The organism is Wenzhouxiangella sp. XN201 (assembly GCF_011008905.1).
Taxonomy (GTDB): domain Bacteria; phylum Pseudomonadota; class Gammaproteobacteria; order Xanthomonadales; family Wenzhouxiangellaceae; genus Wenzhouxiangella.
Genome location: NZ_JAAIVI010000020.1, coordinates 131,747 through 152,303 on the forward strand (window position 1 = coordinate 131,747; position 20,557 = coordinate 152,303).

The following is a 20,557-nucleotide window of genomic DNA, read 5'->3' on the forward strand; positions in this document are numbered from 1 at the left end:
GTTCAACCGCCGACACACTCGACCAGGAACTGCATCCACGGATGGTCGACGGCATGGGCCAGCCACGGCCCGGCCGCGATCAGCAGCCCGGTCAGCGCCAGCAGGGCGGCGGCCAGCCAGCGAAGGCCCGGGCGGTTGATGGCTGAGCGGAATTTCAGCATCACGAGGCCGCCGCCGAGCAGCAGGGGCACAGTGCCGATGCCGAAGGCCAGGATCATGGCGGTGGTGGCCATCGGGTCGGCCAGCATTACCGCGGTGGCGATGACCGTATAGAGCAGGCCGCAGGGCAGCAGGCCCCAGAGCAGGCCCAGGCCGATGGCGTTGTCGAGCGAGCGCACCGGCAGGAACTTCGAAAAGACCGGCATCATGCGTCGAGTCAGCGGCGCGGCGAATTGCCCGGCGACGTCGCGGAAGCGGCCGGGCAGGGCAATGTAGACGGCCATCAGCACGATGATGGCGCCGAGCAGCCAGCGCATGATTTGCGGCGCCGCTTCGGGTATGGCGGCGGCCGGCAACATGCCGAGGCCGGTGGCGATCAGCCCGATGGCCAGGTAGCTCGAAATCCTTCCGACATGAAAACCGATCGCCAGCGCGCCGCGGCCAGCGGGTATCTGGGCATGCAGCAAGCCGACGATCCCGCCGCACATGCCCAGGCAGTGCGTCGACCCGAACAATCCGGCGAGCAGGCCTGTCAGCAGTGCAGTCTCAGCATTCATTGATGATTGGAACCACAGAAGGCACGGAAGACACGGAAAACGGTTGTGTGTTCATGGCGCCGGCAGCAGTCATCGTGCAAGGGTTTTCATGCATGGCATCCTGATTGTCGAACTGATCAACTCTTTCAATCCGTGTCTTCCGTGCGTTCCGTGGTTCCACGCTCCTTTCGCTTTTCTTGAGGCTCGTCATCTTCGTCGAGGATATCCAAAGCCGGGGTGTCGAGGTCTTCGAACTGGTCGTTGCGCATTGCCCAGAAGAACGCGCCGATGGCCAGGAGCATCAGGAGCACCGACAGGGGAATGAGGACGTAGATGATGTTCATCGATTGACTCGGCCGGCTCTTCGGCCATTGGCGACGACCAGCAGGCTTGATAGGGACATGCCGATGGCGGCCGCCCAGGGCGGGACGAAGCCGGTGGCGGCCAGGGGCAGGGCGGCCAGGTTGTAGGCGAAGGCCCAGGCGAGGTTCTGTCGGATCACGCCGACTACGCGCGGGCCCAGCTCGAAGGCGCGAGCGACGGCGTTCAGACTGTGGCCGGTCAACACCAGATCAGCCTGGGTTCGGGCGATGTCGGCACCTTCGGCCAGGGCCAGCGAGACGTCGGCGCCGGCCAGCACCGGCGCATCGTTGATGCCGTCACCGACCATGGCCACGCGCGCGCCTTCGGCCTGCAGCGCGCGCACCCATGCCAGCTTGTCGGCCGGCTGAAGATCGCCCTTGAATCGGTCGATGCCCAAGCGCTCGGCCATTTGAGCAACGTTTTCGGACCGGTCACCGGAGGCGAGCAGTACTTCGATGTTGCGGGCCTTCAGCTGCGCGACCAGGGCATCGACGCCCTCGCGTAGCGGGCTGTCGAGCCGGATCCACGCGAGAACATGGTCGCTGTCAGCCAGGGCGATCCACTGGCCCGGGCCGGGCGGGGTGAGTTCAAGGCCGGTGCGTTCGGCGATCCATGCGGGCTTGCCCAGCGCCAATGCCCGGTCGTCGATTTGGCCGCGCACTCCGGCGGCCATCACCGCCTCGGCCCGCTCGACCCGGCCACCGTCGTCATGGGTTTCGAAAGCGCTGGCCACCGGATGACGGCTGATACGCTCGAGTCTTGCGGCCAGGACCAGGATCTCGTCACGCGACAATCCGGCATCCTCGATGCGGACTTCGGCCACGCGCATCTGACCTTGTGTCAGCGTGCCGGTCTTGTCCAGCACCACGTGGGTGATTTTCGGCAGATTCTCGAGCACTTCGCTGCCGCTGACGAGCATGCCGTGGCGGGCGAAGCCGCGCGATGCCGAGGCCAGCGCCGCCGGTGTGCCCAGGGCCAGGGCGCAGGGGCAGGAGACCACCAGCAGCGAAATCACCACCGGCAGCACCCGGGAAGGGTCGACTTGCCACCACGCAATCGCCGTGACCGCCGCTCCGGTCAGCACGAAGGCCACGAACCAGCCGGCCATGCGGTCGGCAACCTGGGCCAGGCGCGGCTTGTGGTCGCGGGCCTGTTCGAGCAGCTGCACGATGCCGGCCAGCACCGTCGACTGGCCGAGTTGGCCGACTTCGACTACCAATTGGCCGTCGCGCAACAGCGAGCCGGCCAGCACCGATTCGCCCGCGCCACGTCGCCGCGGGCTGGCCTCGCCCGACAGCAAGGATTCGTCGACCAGGGCCTGCCCCGAGACGATGCGGCTGTCGGCCGGCACGGTCTCGCCGGCACCGATCTGGACCCGATCGCCTGCTTCGAGTTCGATCAGCGAGACCGCCTCGGGAGTACCGTCCGCGGCCAGGCGGCGTGCGGCGGCCGGCAGCGAGCGCGCCAGGGCCGAGTGAACCGAACCGGCGCGTTGGCGCGTGACCAGCACGGCGTAGCGGCCCAGCAACAGAAAGAAGATGAACATCACCACGGAGTCGAAGTAGGCCTTGCCGGCGTCGAGCAGGGTGATGACGATGCTGGCGGTCAATGCCAGCAGCATGGCCGCGGCCACGGGCACGTCCATCCCCATGCGTCTTTGCCGCAGCGTCCGCCAGGCGGATTGGTAGAAGATCCTGCCCGCATAGAGCGCGACCGGCACGGCCACGATCATGCTGATCACCTGAAAGAAGCGTTCGCTGGTCGGGTCGATGTCCTGAAAGGCGCCGATGTAGCCCGCCAGGGCGTAGCTCATGACCTGCATCATGCCGAGTCCCGCTACGACGATGGCCTTGAGCAGGCGGCGACGTTCAATGCGGTCGCGCTGCTCGCCGGCCTGCGGCGAGTCGAGGTGGGGGCGGTAGCCGAGTGCGGCCAGGCGAGCCGCCACTTCGCTCAGGGCCGTACGCTCGGGGTCGAAATGGACCCGGGCTCGCCCGTCGCCGATATCGACCTGGATTTCGGCCACGCCGTCGAGTTCGCCGAGGAAGCGTCGTATCAGCCAGGCACAGGCGGCGCAGTGGACGTTCTCGAGCACCAGGCTGATCACGGCCTGGCCGTCGCCGTCGATATGGGCGTAATGGCGCCGAATGGCGTCGCGATCCCAGGCACTGTAGTCGTCGATCCGCGCGGCAGCCTCGGGACGCTCGGGCAGGGCGTCGCGGAATTCGTAGTAGCGGTTCAGGCCGGCCTGATCGATCAGCGTGGCCACCGCAAGACAGCCGTGGCAGCACATCGGCCGTGGTTTTCCGGAGACCGTGGTCGTCAGGTCGGTGCCCGGCGGCACCGGTTCGCCGCAGTGCCAGCAGACTGTCGCCGCCGCCGCGCGGCTCACAGTCGCTCCGGTTCGAGCCCGATCCGGCCGGCGACTTCGCCGGAGAAGCGACCGGCCAGCCACCAGGTCTGTTCGAGGTCGCTCAGGATGACGCGCGCCCGTTCGGGGGCCCGGAGCTCGCCCATGACGGCCTGCCATCGTCCGGCATCGACGCGCCGGGCCACGGCCGAGATATCGCGTTCGGTATTGGTGGGGTGCTCGAAGCGGAGCAGCAGCTGGTCGGGCAGTTGGTCGGGGCGGTGCGCGCTGAGCACGAGCTCGACCTGGTCGCCGTCGACCGACAGCCAGGCACTCAGTCCCAGGCTCAGCGCCCGGTCGGCACGATGGTGAGTGTCCACCAAGGCCTTGCCCAGGGGCTGGTAGTCGCCGGTGACCATCTGCGGTGCCCGCTTGAGCCCGATGATCAGCACGCCGGTGCCCGAGGCCACGCCCATACTCAGGATGGCGAGGATGAACCAGACCCAGAATTCCCGGTACCAGGGCCGCACGATGGTGTCGTTCATGTTCGCCGCCATGCCGTCACTCCAGTGCGCGCGCCGGGATGAAGAAGCGCGTCTCGGTTTCGTTGAGCCGCTGCCCCTCGGCATCGGTGGTGATGATGGTGATCTCGTGCATGCCCGGTCGCGCCTGCTCGAGCGGCAGGCCGATGGTCATCGGCTGGTTGGCCACCTCGGAGGGTGCGACCACCACCGGTTCGGTCGGTTCGATGATCCGCAGGCCGCTCAAGCCCCGTACCTCGAGACTGACCGCCACATCCCGCTCGGTGCGATTGGTGAGTTTGAGCGAGTAAGGGTTTTCTATGACGCTCTCGGTGACGCGGTGCAGGGCGGTGCGATCGCGCAACACGTCGACCAGCAAGGGGTCGCGGCCGGTAATGACAACGCCGACCAGGGTCGCAAGGATCAGTAGGGCAAACAGGTAGATGAAGATGCGCGGCCGGAGAATGCGGGTCGGCTTTCCGGCCATGGCGTTCTCGGTGGAATAGCGGATCAGGCCGCGCGGGTAGCCCATCTTGTCCATGACCTCGTCGCAGACGTCGATACAGGCAGCGCAGGCGATGCATTCGATCTGCAGGCCGTCGCGAATGTCGATGCCGGTGGGGCAGACCTGCACGCAGCCATAACAGTCGATGCAGTCACCCAGGCCCAGTTCGGCGCGGTCGGCCGACTTGCTGCGCGGCCCGCGTGGCTCGCCGCGGGCCTCGTCATAGGAAATGACCAGGGAATCGTCGTCGAACATGGCCGACTGGAAGCGCGCATAGGGGCACATGTACTTGCACACCTGCTCACGCAAGTAGCCGGCATTGCCATAGGTCGCAAAGGCGTAGAAGAACAGCCAGAAAGTTTCCCAGCCGCCCAGGTTGAACTCGAACAGGCGCAAGCCGAGATCGCGGATCGGCACGAAGAAGCCGACGAAGGTGAAGCCGGTCCACAGCGCGAAAGTGATCCACAGGAACTGCTTGGCCGACTTGCGCGCGATCTTCTCCCGCGTCCAGGGCCCCTTGTCGAGCTTGATGCGCTTGTTGCGGCGGCCCTCGGTCACCCGCTCCATCCACAGGAAGACTTCGGTCCAGACCGTCTGTGGGCAGGCATAACCGCACCACAGGCGCCCGGCCAGGGCGGTGAAGAAGAACAGGCTCAGCGCTGCCATCGCCAGCAGCAGCGACAGAATGATCAGGTCCTGCGGCCACAGCGTCAGGCCGAGGATGTGGAACTGGCGATTGACCAGGTCGAACAGCACGATCTGGTGGCCGTTGAAGTTGATCCAGGGCAGCACGTAGTAAAGCCCCAGTAGAACCCAGGCGGCGATCACCCGCAGCCGGGCAAAGCGGCCCTTGATCTCGCGCGGGTAGACTTTTTCCTGCTTGACGTAGAGCGGAATGGTCTCGCCGGTGGGTGTCTGGTTCATTGCGGTGGATTGCGATTGAAGCGGCTGGCCGGCCGTAGCAGCAGCCAGGTAAACAGGCTCGAGGCGGCGGTGGCGGCCCAGAACAGGAAAAAGCCGATGGTGTAGCCCGCCATCCGGCTCAGTTCCAGTTCCGGGAAGGTGATGTCTCGGAGCTCCAGCGGGTCGATCAGTGCAAAGAACAGCATGGTCGCCACGCCGGCAGCAAAGAACGACGGCCACAGGATTGCGCCCAGGCGCTGGGCCAGGGGTCGTGGTGGCGGATCGGTTGGGCGATTACTCGTCGTCATCCCGGCTCAGCCCGAGGACATAGGCGGCGACCAGCCGACTGCGAGCCTCTCCGATCAGCGGTTCCTGCGCCGGCATGATGCCATTGCGACCCTGGCGGATGGTCTCACGCAGGCTGTCGAGATCGCCGCCGTAGGTATAGATGCCGGCCGTCAGGTCGGGTGCGCCGAGATGGATGTTGCCGGTGCCTTCGGGGCCGTGGCAGGCGGCGCAATTCTGCTGGAACAGGCGCTCCCCGGCGGCCGCCATGGTGGCGTCGACCGACTTGCCGGCCAGCTTCTGCGCATAGGTGGCCACGCGGGTGACGCCCTGTTCGCCCAGCGCATCGCCCAGCGGCGGCATGACGGCCTGGCGTCCCGACTGGATCGACTCGAGCACGCGCTCGGGTGCGCCGCCCCAGATCCAGTGCTGATCGGTGAGATTGGGATAACCTTCGGCGCCACGGGCATCCGACCCATGGCAGGTCGAACAGTTATGGGCGAAGATGTTGCGCCCCATGCGTTGCGCATCGGCGTCGTCGACCAGGGCCTCGAGGGGCTGCTCGGTCAATTCCGCGAAGCGTTCCTCGAAGGCGGCGGCGGCGCGCGCCATCTGTTCTTCGTACTGGCCTTCCTGGCTCCAGCCCAGCGTGCCTTCGAAGCGTCCGAGGCCGGGATAGAGCACCAGGTAGAGCAGCGACCAGATCACCGTGCCGTAGAACAGCCACAGCCACCAGCGCGGCATCGGGTTGTTGTATTCGCGCAGGTCCTCGTCCCAGACGTGACCAGTGGTGTCGCCACCCTCGTCGTGCGGTTCGGCCTTGACCTGCGCCCGGCCGGTGACGATGAACAGCCACACCATGGCGGCGGTAAAGCCCAGGGTGATGAGGACCACGAACCAGTGCCAGAATGCGCTCATGATCGATGCTCCTTGTCCTGTTCGGTCTTGTCGTCCTCGTCGAGGGGCAGATTGGCCTGCTCGTCGAAGTCTTCCTTGCGCTTGATAACGAATACCCAGATGACGATGGCGACGAAGGCGAGCATGGCCAGTCCCGTGATGATGCCGCTGCTCATGAGTCGTCTCCTCCAGCGCGAGGCGCAACGCGCTGACCGGTCCATTCCGTGCCCAGGCCCTGCAGGTAGGCGATGACGGCCTCCAGCTCGGTGCGGCCGGCAACGGCATCGGCCGCTTCCTCGATGTCCTCGTCGCTGTAGGGGTCGCCCAGGGTCTGGAGGACGCGCATGCGGGCCTGGATCTTGTCCGGATCGACGAAGCGTTCGGCCAGCCAGGGATAGGCCGGCATGTTTGATTCCGGCACCACGGCGCGCGGGTCGATCAGATGCAGCTCGTGCCAGTCGTCGCTGTAGCGGCCGCCGACGCGGGCCAGGTCGGGCCCGGTGCGTTTCGAGCCCCACTGGAAGGGCCGGTCGTAGACGAACTCGCCAGCCACCGAATAGTGGCCGTAGCGCTCGGTCTCGGAACGGAAGGGCCGGATCTGCTGACTGTGGCAGTTGTAACAGCCCTCCGACACGTAGACGTCGCGGCCGGCCAGTCTGAGCGGACTGTAAGGCTCGACGCCCTCGGACGGCTCGACCACGGTGGCCTTGAACATCAGGGGCACGATCTCGACCAGCCCGCCGAAGGAAATGGCAACCACGATCAGTACGGCCATCAGACCGGCGTGTTTCTCGATTTTGTCGTGCATGCTAGCCATGACTCATATCTCCCGTGCGATCAGGCGTGAGCGGGTGCCTTGACCGGCACGTCCAGGTTGTCGCTAGTGCGCATCTGCCAGGTCTTCCAGACATTCCAGGCCATCATGAACATGCCCGACAGGAACACCAGTCCGCCGAGCAGGCGCATCAGGTAATAGGGCTCGGTCATGCGCAGCACTTCGATGAAGGTATAGGTGAGCGTGCCGTCGTCATTGAATGTGCGCCACATCAGGCCCTGCATCACACCGGCGATCCACATCGCCACGATGTAGAGCACGGTGCCGATGGTCGACACCCAGAAGTGCCATTCAACCAGCTTGGTCGAGTACATCTTCTCGACGCCGAACAGGCGCGGGAACAGCGAATAGAGCGCGCCGATGGAGATCATCGCAACCCAGCCCAGGGCGCCGGCATGAACGTGGCCGATGGTCCAGTCGGTGTAGTGCGACAGGGCGTTGACCGTCTTGATCGACATCATCGGCCCCTCGAAGGTCGACATGCCGTAGAAGCTGAGCGCGACGATCATGAAGCGAAGGGTCGGGTCGGTCCGGAGTTTGTACCAGACCCCCGACAGGGTCATGATGCCGTTGATCATGCCGCCCCAGCTCGGCGCCAGCAGCATCACCGAGAACACCATACCGAGCGACTGCACCCAGTCGGGCAGCGAGGTGTAGTGCAGGTGATGCGGGCCGGCCCACATGTAGATGGCGATCAGCGACCAGAAGTGCACGATCGACAGCCGGTACGAATATACGGGCCGTCCGGCCTGCTTGGGCACGAAGTAATACATCATGCCGAGGAAGCCGGCGGTGAGGAAGAAGCCGACGGCGTTGTGACCGTACCACCACTGCACCATGGCATCGACGGCGCCGGAATAGACCGGGTAGGAGTGCCACCAGTCGGTCGGTATGGCCAGGTTGTTGACGATGTGCAGCACGGCGATGGTCAGGATGTAGGCGCCGTAGAACCAGTTGGCCACGTAGATGTGGCGCACTTTGCGCTTGACCAGGGTGCCGAAGAAGACGATGGCGTAGGCGACCCAGACCAGGGCGACCAGCACCGACAGCGGCCAGGCCAGCTCGGCGTACTCCTTGCTCATGGTGAAGCCCATCGGCAGCGTGATGACCGCGCCGATGATCACCGCCTGCCAGCCCCAGAAGGTGAAGGCCGCCAGGCGGTCGGAAAACAGCCGCGCGTGGCAGGTGCGCTGAACCACGTAATAACTGGTTGCGAACAGGGCCGATCCGCCGAAGGCAAAAATCACGGCGTTGGTGTGCAGCGGACGCAGCCGGCCGTAGCTCAGCCAGGAAATGCCCCCGCCCAGTTCGGGCCAGATCAGCTGAGCGGCGATGAGCACGCCGACGAGCATGCCGACGATGCCCCAGAGCACGGTCGTCCAGGCGAACTGTCGGACCACTCGGTCGTTGTAGGTGATCGATTGCGACATCATGCTTCCTTGGTCGTTATGGGTACGGCGCCATCGGCGCGCATTATCGGCGCGGCCTGCGACAGCTTACTTGATCAGGATCAATCATTGCCGGTGCCCGGGTATGATTGGCGCCATGTTTGAATGCATACTCACCGCCCCGTGAGCCGGATTCTTCTGGATGACTGGCTGCTGGTCGAAAGCATCCGCCACCGAGAGGAGCGTTCCGGCCGCCTGCCCGACGAGGCGGCGATGGCGGTTGGGCGCCGGCGTGGCGGATCGCTCGAACAGCGCCTGGTGGCGCGCTCGCGCGCCCTGCCGCCGGCAGCGTCGCTAAAGCGCGATATCCAGCGCCTGCTCGGCTTTTTCGGGGGGGCGGCCTACGGGCTGGCCTTTCTCGGTCTGGTCTCCGGGGTCGTCGCCGCTCGCTCGGTGATCGCCGATCGCCAGGTCGACGTACTGCTGGCCGCAGCCGCACTGCTGATCGTGCCAACGCTGATGCTGCTGGGCTGGCTGGTGCTGATGCTGGCCGGCTGGCGACAGTCCGGCTCGGGCAGCGCGCTCGGCGGGCTGGTGGCGGCCGGTCTGCGGCGGCTTGGGCCACGTCTGCTGGCTTCGCCGCAGGCGGGCGATCTGATGGCGGCCTTCGCCGGCGCGCTCGCCACGCCCTGGGGACGCTGGAAGCTCGGCGCCATCAGCCATGTGTTCTGGCTGGCGTATTCGGCTGCAGCCTGGGTCACGCTGATCGTGATTTTCAGCGTGGTTCAGTATGACCTGACCTGGGGCACAACCTTGCTCAATGATGCCCGTGTGGTGCGCCTGGTCGAGGCGCTGGCGGCATGGCCGTCGCTACTGGGGCTCATGCCGCCGGCCGATCCGGCCTGGATCGTGGCAGGCCGTGAGGGTGCCGGGGAGCTGGCGGCGCGCGCCGAGTGGTCGCGTTTCCTGCTGGCCATGATCGTCGCCTACTCCCTGCTGCCGCGCCTGCTGGCCTGGTTTATCTGCACAGCCCTGGCATGGCATTCGGCCCGGCGCCTGCCGCTGGAGACCACCCATCCCGGGCACCTGCGCCTGGCCGCTGAACTGATGGCCGACGAGCGCGTGCCGGAGCCGTCGGGCCCGCCCGTTCCGGACAGTCCTTCCAGGCCGCGCCGCAGTCGCCGGCCTGATGCCGGCGCTGGTCTGATCGTGGCGATCGAGCTCGAAGACGCACCCGGCAACCTGGCCGACCTGGTGCCCGGCGTCGAGTTGCTCGATCTGGGCCGCGCCGACGACCGTGCGGGTCGCCGGGCTGCCCTGGCCTCGGCCGGGCGCCTGAGTCGTCCGGCCTCGGCCGTGCTTGCGGTCTGCTCGATGTTGCGCACCCCCGATGCGGGCACGGGCGGTTTTCTCGAACGCCTGGCCGATGCCGCCGATGCGCCGTTGTGGCTGGTGCTCGACGAGGGCGGGAAACTGAAGGCGCGCGGCGGACCGCTGGCCGAGCGCCGGGCCGACTGGGAAGCGCTGGCCGGGCGTATCGGAGCGGCCGTGATCGTGCTCGATCTGGATGCGCCCGAGGCTGGCGCGGTGGCGGAGCTGCACCGGGCTATCAGTGAAGAGGAGAATTCGTCGTGACGGACCGGTCGCTCAGCATCGCGGTGGTCGGCCACACCAACACCGGCAAGACTTCGCTGGTGCGCACGCTGACCCACAACCGCGCCTTCGGTGACGTGCAGGATCGCGGCGGTACCACGCGCCGCGTCATGGCCGGCGACCTGGTGGCGGCCGACGGTTCGCGCATCGTGCTGTTCGACTCCCCCGGTCTTGAAAATGCGCCTGAGCTGATTGAACGCCTTGATGATGAAGGGTCCGGTGATCGTCACGATGGCCCGCAGCGCGTACGGCGGTTGCTCGCCGATGACGACGCTCGCCGGCAGTTCGATCACGAAGCCCGCGTGCTCGAACTGATGCTCGAGGTCGACATCGCCCTGTACGTCATCGACGCGCGCGAACCGGTGCTGGAAAAGTACCAGGACGAACTGGCCGTGCTGGGGCTGTGTGCGCGGCCGATCGTGGCCGTGCTCAATTTCGTCGCGGCAGCCGAAAGCCGTGAAGCCGAGTGGCGCGAGGCGCTGGCCCGGGTTGGCCTGCACACTGTGCTGGCTTTCGACGCGGCGGTGCGCGATGCGGCCACCGAGCGTCGCTTGTTCGAAAAGCTCAAGAGCCAGCTCGATGCGCACGCCGTGGTGATCGATGCCTGGCTGGCGCAGCGTGACAAGGAAGAACGACAGCGTCGGCACGCCGCGCTCGAGGCCATCGCCGCCATGCTGCTCGATGCCGCAGCCTGTGTACGCGAGATTCGCCGCGGCGACGAGGCCGAGCGGGAAAGTGCCCGGCGCTCCGTTCGCGATGCCATTCGCCAGCGTGAACGGGCTTGCCTGGAGACGATTCTCGAACTCTACCGCTTCGGCCAGGTTGACTTCGAGGACAGCGAGTTAGTTATCGACGATGCGCAATGGAAGGCCGACCCCTTTGATCCGGAAGCCCTGCGGCACTATGGCCTTAGCGCCTCGGGTTACGCGGCCGTTGGCGCGGGTGCCGGTGCCGTGGTCGATGTCGGAACCGGCGGACTGTCGCTCGGCCTGGGCACGTTGACCGGGGCCGCGTTGGGCGCCGGTACGGGCCTGGTACGCTCAGGCGGCTCGCGCCTGATCAGCCGCTGGCGCGGTCGGGAGAGACTGCAGGTCGACGATGTCGTGCTCAAGCTGCTGATGGCGCGTTCGATCTCCCTGCTCGAGTCCCTGCTGCATCGCGGCCATGGCCACCCGGAAAGGATTCGGCTGGCACTGGGAAAACGACTGGAACGAAAGGGCCTGCCGCGCATGCTTCGCCGCGCGCGCTTCCATCCTGAATGGTCGGGCCTGAATCAAGGCGCCGCCTCTGCCCGCGATGCCGCCCTGACCGAATTAGTCAACTCACTGGATGCGCTGGTTTTTATCGGTTCGACGGCGTACAATGAAAGTCGCCTGTGGTAAATGGCGAATGCGAATTCAGTTGGATCCCTCCCGTTTTTGGTAGGCAGCCTGCGAAAATCCCATCCTCATCTACCCTGGGTATATTTCGTTTTTTGATTACATAGGTAGCAAGTATCATGGCAACAGGTTCAGTCAAGTGGTTCAACGAAGCCAAGGGCTTCGGTTTCATCAGTCAGGATGACGGTGGCAAGGACGTCTTCGTGCACTTCTCCGCCATCCAGGGCTCCGGCTTCAAGACGCTGGCCGAGGGACAGAAGGTGTCCTTCGACATCCAGGACGGCCCCAAGGGTCCCCAGGCAGCCAACGTGCAGCCGGCCTGAAGCGAACCGCTTCACCCAAGATTGGCAAAACCCCGCTGCGGCGGGGTTTTTTTTGCCCGCACGGTGCGGCATGCAGACGGCGCGAATCTCGTGGATAATCGAACGGGCATTCGAGCGAGGAGAATCCGATGTTCAATCCGGGCAAGACCATCGAGCTGGTCAGGGGCAGTCTGACAGAGCCTGCTGAAACCTGGCAGTCGTACCTGGGCGAAGACCCGGGCTGGCAGCGCACGGCCATGGAACTGACCGTACCGCTGGTGGTGGCCGCCATCGTGATCGGCTGGCTGCTGTCATTGATTTTCGGCGGCTACTTCTATTTCGGTTACGGCCGCGGCGTCATCCTCGGACTCATCTTCGGGCTGCTCAGCGCGGCGATCAGTGTGACCGTGCTCAGTTTCCTGGTGAGTTTTTTCGCCGACAAGTTCGGCGGCGAGTCGGATTTCGATCGCGCCTTTGCCGGCGTCTCTCTGGCCATCATCCCCGGCTGGATCGGCGCTGCCCTGAGCGGCATACCGTTCCTCGGCCCGCTGTTGCAACTGGCCGGCACGATCATCGGTCTGGTCTTTCTCTACAAGATCATCCCGCTGGCCGTGCGCGTGCCCGAGGACAAGCGCGTCGTGCATTTCGTGGTGGTTATCATCGCGGCCATCGTCGTGCAGCTGATCATCGGTCTGATACTCGGTGCCGGGACGATGGCCGGTAGCGCTGGAATGGGCCGGATGTAGAAGGTTCAGGACGTCGGCTTCTCGTCGTCGTCCAGGGGTGGCTGGCTGCGCGCTTGCGGGCAGTGAAAGGGCTGGCCGTCGCGGCCGGCGTGATAGGCGTACTCGCGCTCGCCGGCCTTGAGCCGGATGTAGAAGCCCTCGACCAGGGCCTGGGTATACATCGCGCCTTCTTCGGGGCAGCCCAGGGCGCCGCTGCGCCAGGTGACCTTGCGCGCCTGGGCGATGGTGATGGCATCGGGTGCTACGCCTGAACGTTCGGCCAGGTCGCTACGGGCCGCTTTGATGGCCTCGGCCAGGTCGAGCGGATTTCCATTCGACGCATTCATGTCATCCTCCGGAGATTGCGACGGATCGGCGGGGGCGGGCTCATCGGTTGCTGGCTCCTCTGGCGCTTCGGCTGATTCACCGGCGCTTGCAACGGGCTCGTCGGGCACCTCAATCGTATCTTCCGCCGAATCGTTCTGACAGGCTGCGAGCACAAGCAACGCGCCGGCCACCAGGAGGATCTGCAATGTGCTGCGCATGGTTCGACTCCAAGTTTTCAGACCGGCCTGATTATGGCATCGTGACGCCAGGCCTGCATCTCGACCCGCTTTGATCACCAACGGTGATAGGCCGGGTGCCCCGGCTTGACGGCCACGAACCGCCCCGTCGCCCGGTCGCAGACTTCGCCGCCGGCGCTGAGCTCGGCTTCGACACTGACGATGCCCTTCTCGTCGGTGTCGGTCACCCAGGCTTCCAGGTGCAGCGGGCCGTCCGAAGGGGTCGGCCTTCTGAGCTTGACGGCGTATTCCATCGTCACCGTGCACGGTGGCTTGTCCAGGTCCTGTGATTGCATCAGGTGCCAGGCCGCGGTCCAGTTCATGTGGCAGTCGAGCAGCGAGCCGATGATGCCGCCGTTGATCACGCCGGGAAAGGCTTCGTGGTGCGGCTCGGGTTGCCAGTCGGCGACCACGCGCTCGCCCTGCGCGAAGGAGCGAATGCGCAGGCCTTTTTCATTGGACGGTCCGCAGCCGAAGCAGGCGTTGTGCGGGGCGTAGCGTTCCTGAAGGCAAGGTTCGTTCATTCTTCCTCCGCATCGTTCGTGTCGGGGCCGATGGTGCGATCGAGATAGGCGCGCAGGCGCTCCCAGGCATGGGCGGCGGCCGGGCGCGCATCGTGCGGATCGCGTTCGGTATACAGCCAGAAGCCGTGGTCGACGGCATCATAGATATGGACGTCGTTGTCGATGTCGGCCGCGCGCAACGCGGTGACGAAAGCCTCGACCTCGTCGACGGGAATACCCGTGTCCTCCTCGGCGAACGTGCCGTAGACCTCGTGGTCAATGTGACGCATTTGTTCGGGGTCGTCGATCAGTGAGCCGTAGAAGATGGCGGTACCGTCGTGTTCATCTCCGCCGAGCGCGTAGGACAGCGCCACGCCGCCGCCAAAGCACCAGCCGATGGTGGCGATGCGCCCGGTCGTCGGCGTATTGGCTTTCAGCCAGTCGACGGCGGCATCGAGGTTGTCGATGATGCGTTGCTCGTCGGCGCGCGCCTCGCGCATCAGCGCGATGTTTTCCTCGCGGTTCGAACCCGTACGGCCACGGTAGAGATCGGCGGCCAGCGCGATGTAGCCGTGTTCGGCGAAGGCGTCGGCGGTCTGGCGGATGCGATCGACCAGGCCGTTCCACTCGTGAATGAGGATCACGGCCGGGAAGGGGCCGTCGCCCTCGGGGACGGCGAGGTAGCCGCGCGTGGCCTCGTCTTCGGAGAAGTAGGCGATGTCGCGTCCACCCGGCTCGCCGGCCTGGCCGGAGATGGCGCGCATCATTACGTCCTCGGCCGGTCGCTCGCCGGCAGCGGCACTCAGCGCGAGCGTAAAGATCACCAGTCCGATCATCGTTTGCATCAACTTGCCGTACATGGTCTGCCTCCTGCCGGATCGGCTCGAAGTCGAACCCTCCGGTCGCGTCAGTTGTTCACGGTATAGCTTAGATCAACACCGGTATCGCGTTCACCCGAGACCACCCGCACGCCCCAGCGCCGCGACAGTTCGTAACGGCCGGACAGGACGTTGCCGGTCTCGAACAGGCCCACCCCGTAACTGACGAACAGTTTCGGCAGCAGGTAGAAGCCGACGTTGAGCGCGCCCTGGCCGCCGGCGTGGTCGAAGTCCGAGCCGGTCACGACGTAGGCCAGGGCCTTCTCCTGACTGGTCGGCGGGTCGGTGTAGAGCTCGATTTCGGGATTGCGGGCGGTGCCGGAAATGTGTACGCCGGCCGCTTCGACTTCGGCATCGCCGAAGATGTCGCGCACCGCGCGGATGTCGAGGCGAGGATTGTCGATCGGCCGTCCGGTAAAGATCACCTCGCCGTCGCTGATCTCCAGGTTCTGGCCGTAGGTCTGGTAGTTGCCCTGGGGCAGACGGATGGTGCCGCGGCCATTGGGCATCACGCTCTTGTCCCACAGCAGCTCCAGTTTGCCGGCCAGGCGGGTATCCAGGCCGGCTGCGACCAGGCTGGCGTCATCGCCCAGGTCGATACCGAGCCGGCCGCTGATGCGTCGGGTCGCCGCCGGCAGCGGGTCTTCCTCGTCCTCGATCTCGCCGAGAACTTCGACATCCGGTGACGGGTCGACGCGCTCGGCTGTGCCCGGTGGCATGCCAGCTTGCAGCCGGTCGATGAGGACATCGCCGTCGATCGTGAGCTGCCGCGGATCGGCGCGCAGACTGACTTGCGGACTGGCTTCGAGCTGCAGCCAGCCGGCATCGGCGAAGGTGAAGCGCTCGCCTTCGACCTGGCCTTCGATCTGCCAGCCTTCGGCCACCGACTGCGCGTTGGCCGTCAGTTCCAGCCGGCCTTCGCCCGATCGTGCGCTACCCGTGAGACGGGCCCGATCGACATCACCGGCCAGTTCGACCTGAACTTGTCCAACATCCAGGCCCAGGGGGGCATGAACGACCCGACCATCCACGATGGACAGCTGGCCCTCGATGGTGGGCTGGCCCAGAACACCGCCGACTTGCATGCGCCCGCTGGCGCGGCCCTCGATCCGGTCGAACTCGGTGAGCAGGTGAGCGAATGCGCCGATATCGGGCAGATCCAGTTGCGCGTCGGCCTCGATGCGCGATTCGGCCAGGCGCTGCAGGTCGGCCACCTGGGCTTGCCCGGTCAGTTCCGTGCGGCCTTCGAGTCGGGCCGCCAGATCCACACGCACTCCGTTGTCCGACTCGGGCGTGAAACTTATTTCAATGCCGTCGACGGCCAGCAGGTCGCGCTCGCTTTCAAGCGGCCGGAGTGCACCGCTGGCGAGCTCGAGATGACCTTCGAGCTGCGTGAGACCGGTTTCGTTCCAGCCGGCTTCGATCTGGCCGGACAGCGGTGAGGTCAGGGAAACGACCGGATCGAGTGGCAGCAGGAACAGGTCCATGGGGACGTCGACCAGACGCAGGCCGACCCGGCCCGTGCCGTTCGTCGACAGTTGATCCAGGCACAGGGCGGCGTTGCCGGCGGCTGCCGTGACCAGGCAACCGGCACCGATCCGGGTCGTGCCGGCTTCGAGAGCGATCGGCAGCGGTTCATCCAGCCGCCAGTCGCCGGCGATGGTCTCGCCCAGGTAGAGCCGCTCGAGCTGGCCCTGCCAGTTGCCGGGCTGTTCCAGGCAGCCGGGCAGGGCGCCGCTGCCGGCCAGGTCGATGCTGCCGCGCGATCCCGTGGTAGTCAGCACCAATTCGTGCTGGTCGCAGTCGCCGTCGAGCGACAGCTCGAACTGCTCAAGGCGTTCCCAGGGCCGAACATCGATATCGGAGGCCAGAAAATGCAGGGCGACGGTCGGTGAAGCCATCCAGCTCAGCTCGGCCTCGAGCCCCGCCTCGGCCAGGCGGTACTCCTGCCAGCTCAGGTCTTCGAACTCGCCTTCGAATGCGGTGCGCCCTTCGGACGGTTCGACCTGACCGCTCAGCCGGGCGCGACCGCCCAGGTCCGGCCAGAGTTGCTCGAGCGCACCCGCGTCCAGCGTGAATTGCCAGGGCGCTTCGGCCTCTCCGCTCAGGCTCAGGCGATTGTCGCCGACCGTCAGGTCAAGATCGGCGCTTTGCGCGGTCTGTCCGGACAGGGCGAAGTTGCCGCTGCCGGAAACCGACTGGCCACGCAGCTGGCCGGCCAGGCTCTCGAGATTCACCCGGGCCTGCCAGAGCTGATCTCGCTCGAACGAAATCCGGGCCCGCCCGTCCAGGCGGCCGGGCAGGTCGGCGCGGAAGATCGCCGGGTCGAATTCGTTGAATGCCAGGGCCAGTTCGCCCCGCGGCGAAGGCGCCCAGCCGACCTGACCGTCGATGCGCATCGATCCGCCTTCGCTGCTTATCGAAAGTTCCTCGATGCTTGCCTGCGAGTCATTGCCGCTGATCCGCCCCTGAACGCGCGAGTCGGGCGCATTCGGGGTCTGCAACAGAGCGTCGAGCTGCAGGCGCCACTCGCTGATGCGCCCCTCCAGCTCGAGCCGGCCGGAGTCACTGGAAACGATGGGTTCGGCGTCGTCGGTCACCGGCGGCCAGGCGAACTGCTGCCACTCCAGGCTCACGTCGATCCGGTCGTTGGCCGGATCGATCAGCCCCTGGCCGCTGACGCTCAGGTCACCCGGGTCGGCCCGTAGTGCCAGGCTTTCGAGTTCGATCACGCCCTCGCGGGTCGATGCTGCCAACTCGCCGCTGATGCGTCCCTGGTTGGGCCATTCCGGATAGAGCGGCGTGAGGTCCAGGTTCTCGAATTGCACCCGGGCCTGGCTGGCCGGGGCGGATTCGCTCCAGTCCAGCTCCCCGCTGCCGGTGATTTGTCCGTCGAGGATGTCGGCCTCGAGCGTTTCGATCGTCAGGGCCTGCATGCTGCCGGACAGGGCCATCGACCACTCGCCCGGCGGGATGTCGGGCCCGGTCACCCGCGCACTCGATTGAGCGCGCCAGTCATTCGGATTGCCGTCGAGCGTGAGTACCAGGTCCTCGATTCGCAGCGGCAGCCCGGGCCAGCCGGCCAGCCCGCCGGTGATCTCGGCCTCGACCGAGGGCGTCCCCGGCAGGCCGCGCAATCGACCGCGTCCTTCCACGGTGGCTGACGGGCCGCTGCTGGTCAGTACGAAATCGAGTGCGTCGAGGCGGCCTTCAAGATCGAGCCGGGCCGTCTGTTCGCTGTCGTCGTCCAGCCGCATTGTTGCGTTCACGCTCAAGTGGCCGCTGCCGCGCTGCGTCAACGCCCACTCGCCCTGTGCCGTGGCCTGCCCGGGATCGGCCACGATTTCGAAGCGTTCGAGTTCGAGTCGATCGCCGTAGCGGCCGGCCAGGGCCACACGCTCGATTTCCAGCGGTTCCTCACTGCCGTGGACGGTGATCTGTCGCAGTTCGACCTGCTCGACGATGACTTCCACCGGGCTGGCCAGGGCGGACAGGTCGAAAGGCTCGGCGGCGGGCTCGTCTGGGGCGTCTTCCCGGGGCAGGTGGACGTCGATGCCGCGACCGCGCAGGTGGCGCACGACCACGCGCGGTCCGGCGAACAGTTCGATACGCGCGGCCAGTTCGATCGATTCGGCGTTCACGCGTGTGCCGGCATGGGCGAAGCGCAGACCTTCCAGGGTGATGCCCGAGGCCAGGCCGCCGGAGAGCGCGTCGTACTCGAGTTGCTCGACAGTTCCGGCCGCACGAGCCAGCGCCCAGCGTGCGCCGCTTTCGCTGCGCGTCAGCCACAGCCAGGCCGAACCGGCCAGCAGCAGGATGACGAGGACGGCGATGCCGGCAATGATCAGCCACTTCTTCATAGCAGTTGCGTGCCGATGGTGAAATGCAGCCGCCAGGGTTGGTCGACATCGTCCAGGGCCTGGGCGATATCGATCTGCAGCGGCCCGATCATCGTATACCAGCGAAAGCCAACGCCCACACCGCGCTTGAGCTTGCGCTGGTCGAGATCGTTGAAGGCGTTGCCGATGTCGGCGAAGGCCGCCAGCGACCAGTTCTCGCCGACCCGGAATTCATATTCGACCGAGCCGACCAACAGGTGATTGGCACCGTTGCGGTTGGTGCTCAGATTCTCGTAGCCGTAGCCGCGCACGGTGCGATCGCCGCCGGTCTTGAAGCGATAGCGTTCGGGCAAGTCGGTGATGGCCAGATCCAGAATGCGATCGTCGAGTTCGATGTCCAGGCGGCGGGTATCGGCCTCGGTGTAGCCGATTTCGCCTCGCAGCAGCAGCTTGTGGCGCTCGCCGAAGCGCAAGTGCCAGCGGCCGCTGCCCCAGGCCTGGGCAAAACTGACGTCGGAGCCGATCGACTCGTGCGCGCCCAGTAACTGTGCCTGCAACACCAGGCCGCGGGTGTTGAATCCGGTGCCGCGAATCGAGGGCAGGCGCCAGCGCGCGCCCAGGGCGACGGCGGTCGTGTCGGTCTGGAGAAAGGGTGCCAGTTCGGGATTGGCCTCGAGCAGGGCCTCGTTTTCGCTGCTGAAGGATCCTTCGCGGAAGGCGTCGAAGCTCTCATCGAGTAGCGACAGGAACAATCGTTCTTCCAGGGGCTGGAAATGTTCGGTCAGGAGCCGGCGTTCCTGCAGTCGGCCGAAAGTCAGCTCGGCCTGCTCGCGGCGGCCGCTGAAGGCTTCGAACACCGGTTCGACCCGGTTCTCGTCGTAGAAGCGGAAGTTGTCCTGTTCGCTGCGCAGCACGGCACCGGCGGTGAGAAACTCGGAGGGCCGGTCGCCGCGAGGATGCTGGTATTCGCTTCTGAGCACGAACTCCTCGCGCCGCTGCTGGGCGCCGAAGGCGGTGTCCAGGCGATTGCCGCGTGACGAAAGGTAGTGCCGGGTCCAGCCCAGCTGCAGCCGCGCGCCGGTATCCGTGCCGAAACCGACCGTGCTGCGCCAGGTGTTGGGCGGGCGTTCCCGCAATTGGTAGTGCAGGTTGACCCGCCGCTGCTCCGTGTCGCGCTCGGGTTCCACGACCACGCGTTCGAACAGGCCCGATCGCACCAGCACTTCGCGCTGCCGGTCGAGTTCCTCGATGTCGTAGGGATCGTCGGCCTCGAGGGTGTGCAGCCGATTCATCAGGCGGGTGCCGAACGGCGTTTCCGAGACTTCGTAGTGGCCGAATCGGTAGCGCTCGCCGGTGTCGTACTTGAGCCGGATTTCGGCCTCGCGCTGGTCCGGGTCGACGATCACCCGCCGCTCGTCGAAATGCGCATCGAAGTAGCCGCGCGCCTCGGCCAGCCGCTCGAGCGACTGCAGGCCGGAGCGCCAGATCCGGTGATCGAGCACCTGGCCGGTCGGCAACGGCCATTCTTCCTGCCATTCGTCGAATTCCGGGTCCTCGGCCCCGCCGCCGAGAATCTCCAGCCGCAGTTCTGTGACGGTAACGGCGCGGCCGGGATTGACCTCGATGTTTGCCTGCCAGTGCTCGCCTTCGGTATCGGGTTCGATCAGGCGCACCTGGATGCGGGGGCGGTAATAGCCGAAAGGCCTGAGGGCCTGCCGGGCTTCCTCGCGGGCGTCGTCGGCCATCTGACGCAAGCGCCACAGCGACAGGTCTTCGAATCGTTCCGCCCGCACCAGCGACAGCGAGGCGCGCAGGTTGGCCAGCAGCTCACCGTCGACGCCGCTGATCTCGGTTCGCACCGAAGCGGCCTGCAGGGCAGGCGAAATCAGCAGTGCGATCAGCAACAATCGACGAGCCAGCGCCATGAGGAGTCCGGGCCAAAACCAATGAGTATGGTAACGCTCGGACAGTCC

19 protein-coding genes are annotated in these 20,557 nt (G+C 66.0%); 4 read left to right on the forward strand and 15 right to left on the reverse strand.

The genetic code is table 11. The features are described 5' to 3' along the window. Positions 1-2 precede the first annotated feature (2 nt). The 10 genes from G4Y73_RS10035 to ccoN form a co-directional block, all read right to left on the reverse strand. Positions 3-716, reverse strand: a complete 714-nt coding sequence (locus tag G4Y73_RS10035) for a sulfite exporter TauE/SafE family protein (protein WP_164231504.1) — start codon at positions 714-716, stop codon at positions 3-5. Between the two features lie 125 nt (positions 717-841). Further along, positions 842-1,039: a cbb3-type cytochrome oxidase assembly protein CcoS gene (gene ccoS, locus G4Y73_RS10040; RefSeq protein WP_164231505.1), complete on the reverse strand. Its 198-nt coding sequence runs from the start codon at positions 1,037-1,039 to the stop codon at positions 842-844. Further along, the gene (locus tag G4Y73_RS10045) at positions 1,036-3,450 is read right to left on the reverse strand and encodes a heavy metal translocating P-type ATPase (RefSeq protein WP_164231506.1); all 2,415 of its coding nucleotides are present in this window, start codon (positions 3,448-3,450) and stop codon (positions 1,036-1,038) included. Before G4Y73_RS10045 ends, ccoS begins: the two co-directional genes overlap by 4 nt. After that, positions 3,447-3,965: a FixH family protein gene (locus G4Y73_RS10050; RefSeq protein WP_164231507.1), complete on the reverse strand. Its 519-nt coding sequence runs from the start codon at positions 3,963-3,965 to the stop codon at positions 3,447-3,449. Before G4Y73_RS10050 ends, G4Y73_RS10045 begins: the two co-directional genes overlap by 4 nt. A gap of 4 nt (positions 3,966-3,969) precedes the next feature. After that, complete coding sequence (gene ccoG / locus G4Y73_RS10055; protein ID WP_164231508.1) at positions 3,970-5,358, reverse strand: cytochrome c oxidase accessory protein CcoG; 1,389 nt, start codon at positions 5,356-5,358, stop codon at positions 3,970-3,972. After that, positions 5,355-5,645: a hypothetical protein gene (locus G4Y73_RS10060; RefSeq protein WP_164231509.1), complete on the reverse strand. Its 291-nt coding sequence runs from the start codon at positions 5,643-5,645 to the stop codon at positions 5,355-5,357. The genes ccoG and G4Y73_RS10060 overlap by 4 nt, the downstream gene beginning before the upstream one ends. Then, positions 5,632-6,540 carry a cytochrome-c oxidase, cbb3-type subunit III gene (ccoP, locus tag G4Y73_RS10065; protein WP_164231510.1) on the reverse strand — a complete coding sequence of 303 codons (909 nt, stop codon included), beginning with the start codon at positions 6,538-6,540 and terminating at the stop codon, positions 5,632-5,634. The genes G4Y73_RS10060 and ccoP overlap by 14 nt, the downstream gene beginning before the upstream one ends. Then, positions 6,537-6,695: a cbb3-type cytochrome c oxidase subunit 3 gene (locus G4Y73_RS10070; protein ID WP_164231511.1), complete on the reverse strand. Its 159-nt coding sequence runs from the start codon at positions 6,693-6,695 to the stop codon at positions 6,537-6,539. Before G4Y73_RS10070 ends, ccoP begins: the two co-directional genes overlap by 4 nt. After that, entirely contained in the window at positions 6,692-7,327 is a 636-nt protein-coding gene (gene ccoO, locus G4Y73_RS10075) for a cytochrome-c oxidase, cbb3-type subunit II (RefSeq protein ID WP_240451276.1), read from the reverse strand. The genes G4Y73_RS10070 and ccoO overlap by 4 nt, the downstream gene beginning before the upstream one ends. A gap of 29 nt (positions 7,328-7,356) precedes the next feature. Further along, complete coding sequence (gene ccoN / locus G4Y73_RS10080) at positions 7,357-8,784, reverse strand: cytochrome-c oxidase, cbb3-type subunit I (protein WP_164231513.1); 1,428 nt, start codon at positions 8,782-8,784, stop codon at positions 7,357-7,359. A 123-nt stretch (positions 8,785-8,907) separates the two neighbouring features. Here ccoN and G4Y73_RS10085 point away from each other — a divergent pair, with 123 nt between their 5' ends. The 4 genes from G4Y73_RS10085 to G4Y73_RS10100 all read left to right on the forward strand — a co-directional run bounded on the left by G4Y73_RS10085 (position 8,908) and on the right by G4Y73_RS10100 (position 12,822). After that, positions 8,908-10,377 (forward strand): DUF2868 domain-containing protein, encoded by a 1,470-nt coding sequence (locus tag G4Y73_RS10085; RefSeq protein ID WP_164231514.1) that lies wholly within the window; start codon positions 8,908-8,910, stop codon positions 10,375-10,377. Then, entirely contained in the window at positions 10,374-11,777 is a 1,404-nt protein-coding gene (locus tag G4Y73_RS14290; RefSeq protein ID WP_164231515.1) for a GTPase/DUF3482 domain-containing protein, read from the forward strand. The genes G4Y73_RS10085 and G4Y73_RS14290 overlap by 4 nt, the downstream gene beginning before the upstream one ends. 116 nt (positions 11,778-11,893) lie before the next feature. Beyond that, positions 11,894-12,097 carry a cold-shock protein gene (locus G4Y73_RS10095; RefSeq protein ID WP_164231516.1) on the forward strand — a complete coding sequence of 68 codons (204 nt, stop codon included), beginning with the start codon at positions 11,894-11,896 and terminating at the stop codon, positions 12,095-12,097. A gap of 128 nt (positions 12,098-12,225) precedes the next feature. Then, positions 12,226-12,822, forward strand: a complete 597-nt coding sequence (locus tag G4Y73_RS10100) for a Yip1 family protein (protein ID WP_164231517.1) — start codon at positions 12,226-12,228, stop codon at positions 12,820-12,822. Between the two features lie 5 nt (positions 12,823-12,827). On the opposite strand, the gene G4Y73_RS10105 is transcribed toward G4Y73_RS10100, so the two are convergent. The 5 genes from G4Y73_RS10105 to G4Y73_RS10125 all read right to left on the reverse strand — a co-directional run bounded on the left by G4Y73_RS10105 (position 12,828) and on the right by G4Y73_RS10125 (position 20,509). After that, complete coding sequence (locus G4Y73_RS10105; RefSeq protein ID WP_164231518.1) at positions 12,828-13,346, reverse strand: hypothetical protein; 519 nt, start codon at positions 13,344-13,346, stop codon at positions 12,828-12,830. A 74-nt stretch (positions 13,347-13,420) separates the two neighbouring features. Beyond that, positions 13,421-13,888, reverse strand: coding sequence for a PaaI family thioesterase (locus G4Y73_RS10110; protein WP_164231519.1), 468 nt, complete (start codon positions 13,886-13,888; stop codon positions 13,421-13,423). Further along, positions 13,885-14,727 (reverse strand): dienelactone hydrolase family protein, encoded by an 843-nt coding sequence (locus G4Y73_RS10115; RefSeq protein ID WP_164231520.1) that lies wholly within the window; start codon positions 14,725-14,727, stop codon positions 13,885-13,887. The genes G4Y73_RS10110 and G4Y73_RS10115 overlap by 4 nt, the downstream gene beginning before the upstream one ends. A 47-nt stretch (positions 14,728-14,774) precedes the next feature. Beyond that, positions 14,775-18,605 (reverse strand): translocation/assembly module TamB domain-containing protein, encoded by a 3,831-nt coding sequence (locus tag G4Y73_RS10120; protein ID WP_164231521.1) that lies wholly within the window; start codon positions 18,603-18,605, stop codon positions 14,775-14,777. Beyond that, positions 18,602-20,509 (reverse strand): BamA/TamA family outer membrane protein, encoded by a 1,908-nt coding sequence (locus G4Y73_RS10125; protein WP_164231522.1) that lies wholly within the window; start codon positions 20,507-20,509, stop codon positions 18,602-18,604. The genes G4Y73_RS10120 and G4Y73_RS10125 overlap by 4 nt, the downstream gene beginning before the upstream one ends. Positions 20,510-20,557: the final 48 nt, after the last annotated feature.

What these genes read in the sequence shown, in the direction of transcription:
- G4Y73_RS10035 (WP_164231504.1), bottom strand. Translation starts at nt 716, where the DNA reads ATGAATGCTGAGACTGCACTGCTGACAGGCCTGCTCGCCGGATTGTTC.
- ccoS (WP_164231505.1), bottom strand. Translation starts at nt 1,039, where the DNA reads ATGAACATCATCTACGTCCTCATTCCCCTGTCGGTGCTCCTGATGCTC.
- G4Y73_RS10050 (WP_164231507.1), bottom strand. Translation starts at nt 3,965, where the DNA reads ATGGCGGCGAACATGAACGACACCATCGTGCGGCCCTGGTACCGGGAA.
- ccoG (WP_164231508.1), bottom strand. Translation starts at nt 5,358, where the DNA reads ATGAACCAGACACCCACCGGCGAGACCATTCCGCTCTACGTCAAGCAG.
- G4Y73_RS10060 (WP_164231509.1), bottom strand. Translation starts at nt 5,645, where the DNA reads ATGACGACGAGTAATCGCCCAACCGATCCGCCACCACGACCCCTGGCC.
- ccoP (WP_164231510.1), bottom strand. Translation starts at nt 6,540, where the DNA reads ATGAGCGCATTCTGGCACTGGTTCGTGGTCCTCATCACCCTGGGCTTT.
- G4Y73_RS10070 (WP_164231511.1), bottom strand. Translation starts at nt 6,695, where the DNA reads ATGAGCAGCGGCATCATCACGGGACTGGCCATGCTCGCCTTCGTCGCC.
- ccoO (WP_240451276.1), bottom strand. Translation starts at nt 7,327, where the DNA reads ATGCACGACAAAATCGAGAAACACGCCGGTCTGATGGCCGTACTGATC.
- ccoN (WP_164231513.1), bottom strand. Translation starts at nt 8,784, where the DNA reads ATGTCGCAATCGATCACCTACAACGACCGAGTGGTCCGACAGTTCGCC.
- G4Y73_RS10085 (WP_164231514.1), top strand. Translation starts at nt 8,908, where the DNA reads ATGCATACTCACCGCCCCGTGAGCCGGATTCTTCTGGATGACTGGCTG.
- G4Y73_RS10095 (WP_164231516.1), top strand. Translation starts at nt 11,894, where the DNA reads ATGGCAACAGGTTCAGTCAAGTGGTTCAACGAAGCCAAGGGCTTCGGT.
- G4Y73_RS10100 (WP_164231517.1), top strand. Translation starts at nt 12,226, where the DNA reads ATGTTCAATCCGGGCAAGACCATCGAGCTGGTCAGGGGCAGTCTGACA.
- G4Y73_RS10105 (WP_164231518.1), bottom strand. Translation starts at nt 13,346, where the DNA reads ATGCGCAGCACATTGCAGATCCTCCTGGTGGCCGGCGCGTTGCTTGTG.
- G4Y73_RS10110 (WP_164231519.1), bottom strand. Translation starts at nt 13,888, where the DNA reads ATGAACGAACCTTGCCTTCAGGAACGCTACGCCCCGCACAACGCCTGC.
- G4Y73_RS10115 (WP_164231520.1), bottom strand. Translation starts at nt 14,727, where the DNA reads ATGTACGGCAAGTTGATGCAAACGATGATCGGACTGGTGATCTTTACG.
- G4Y73_RS10120 (WP_164231521.1), bottom strand. Translation starts at nt 18,605, where the DNA reads ATGAAGAAGTGGCTGATCATTGCCGGCATCGCCGTCCTCGTCATCCTG.
- G4Y73_RS10125 (WP_164231522.1), bottom strand. Translation starts at nt 20,509, where the DNA reads ATGGCGCTGGCTCGTCGATTGTTGCTGATCGCACTGCTGATTTCGCCT.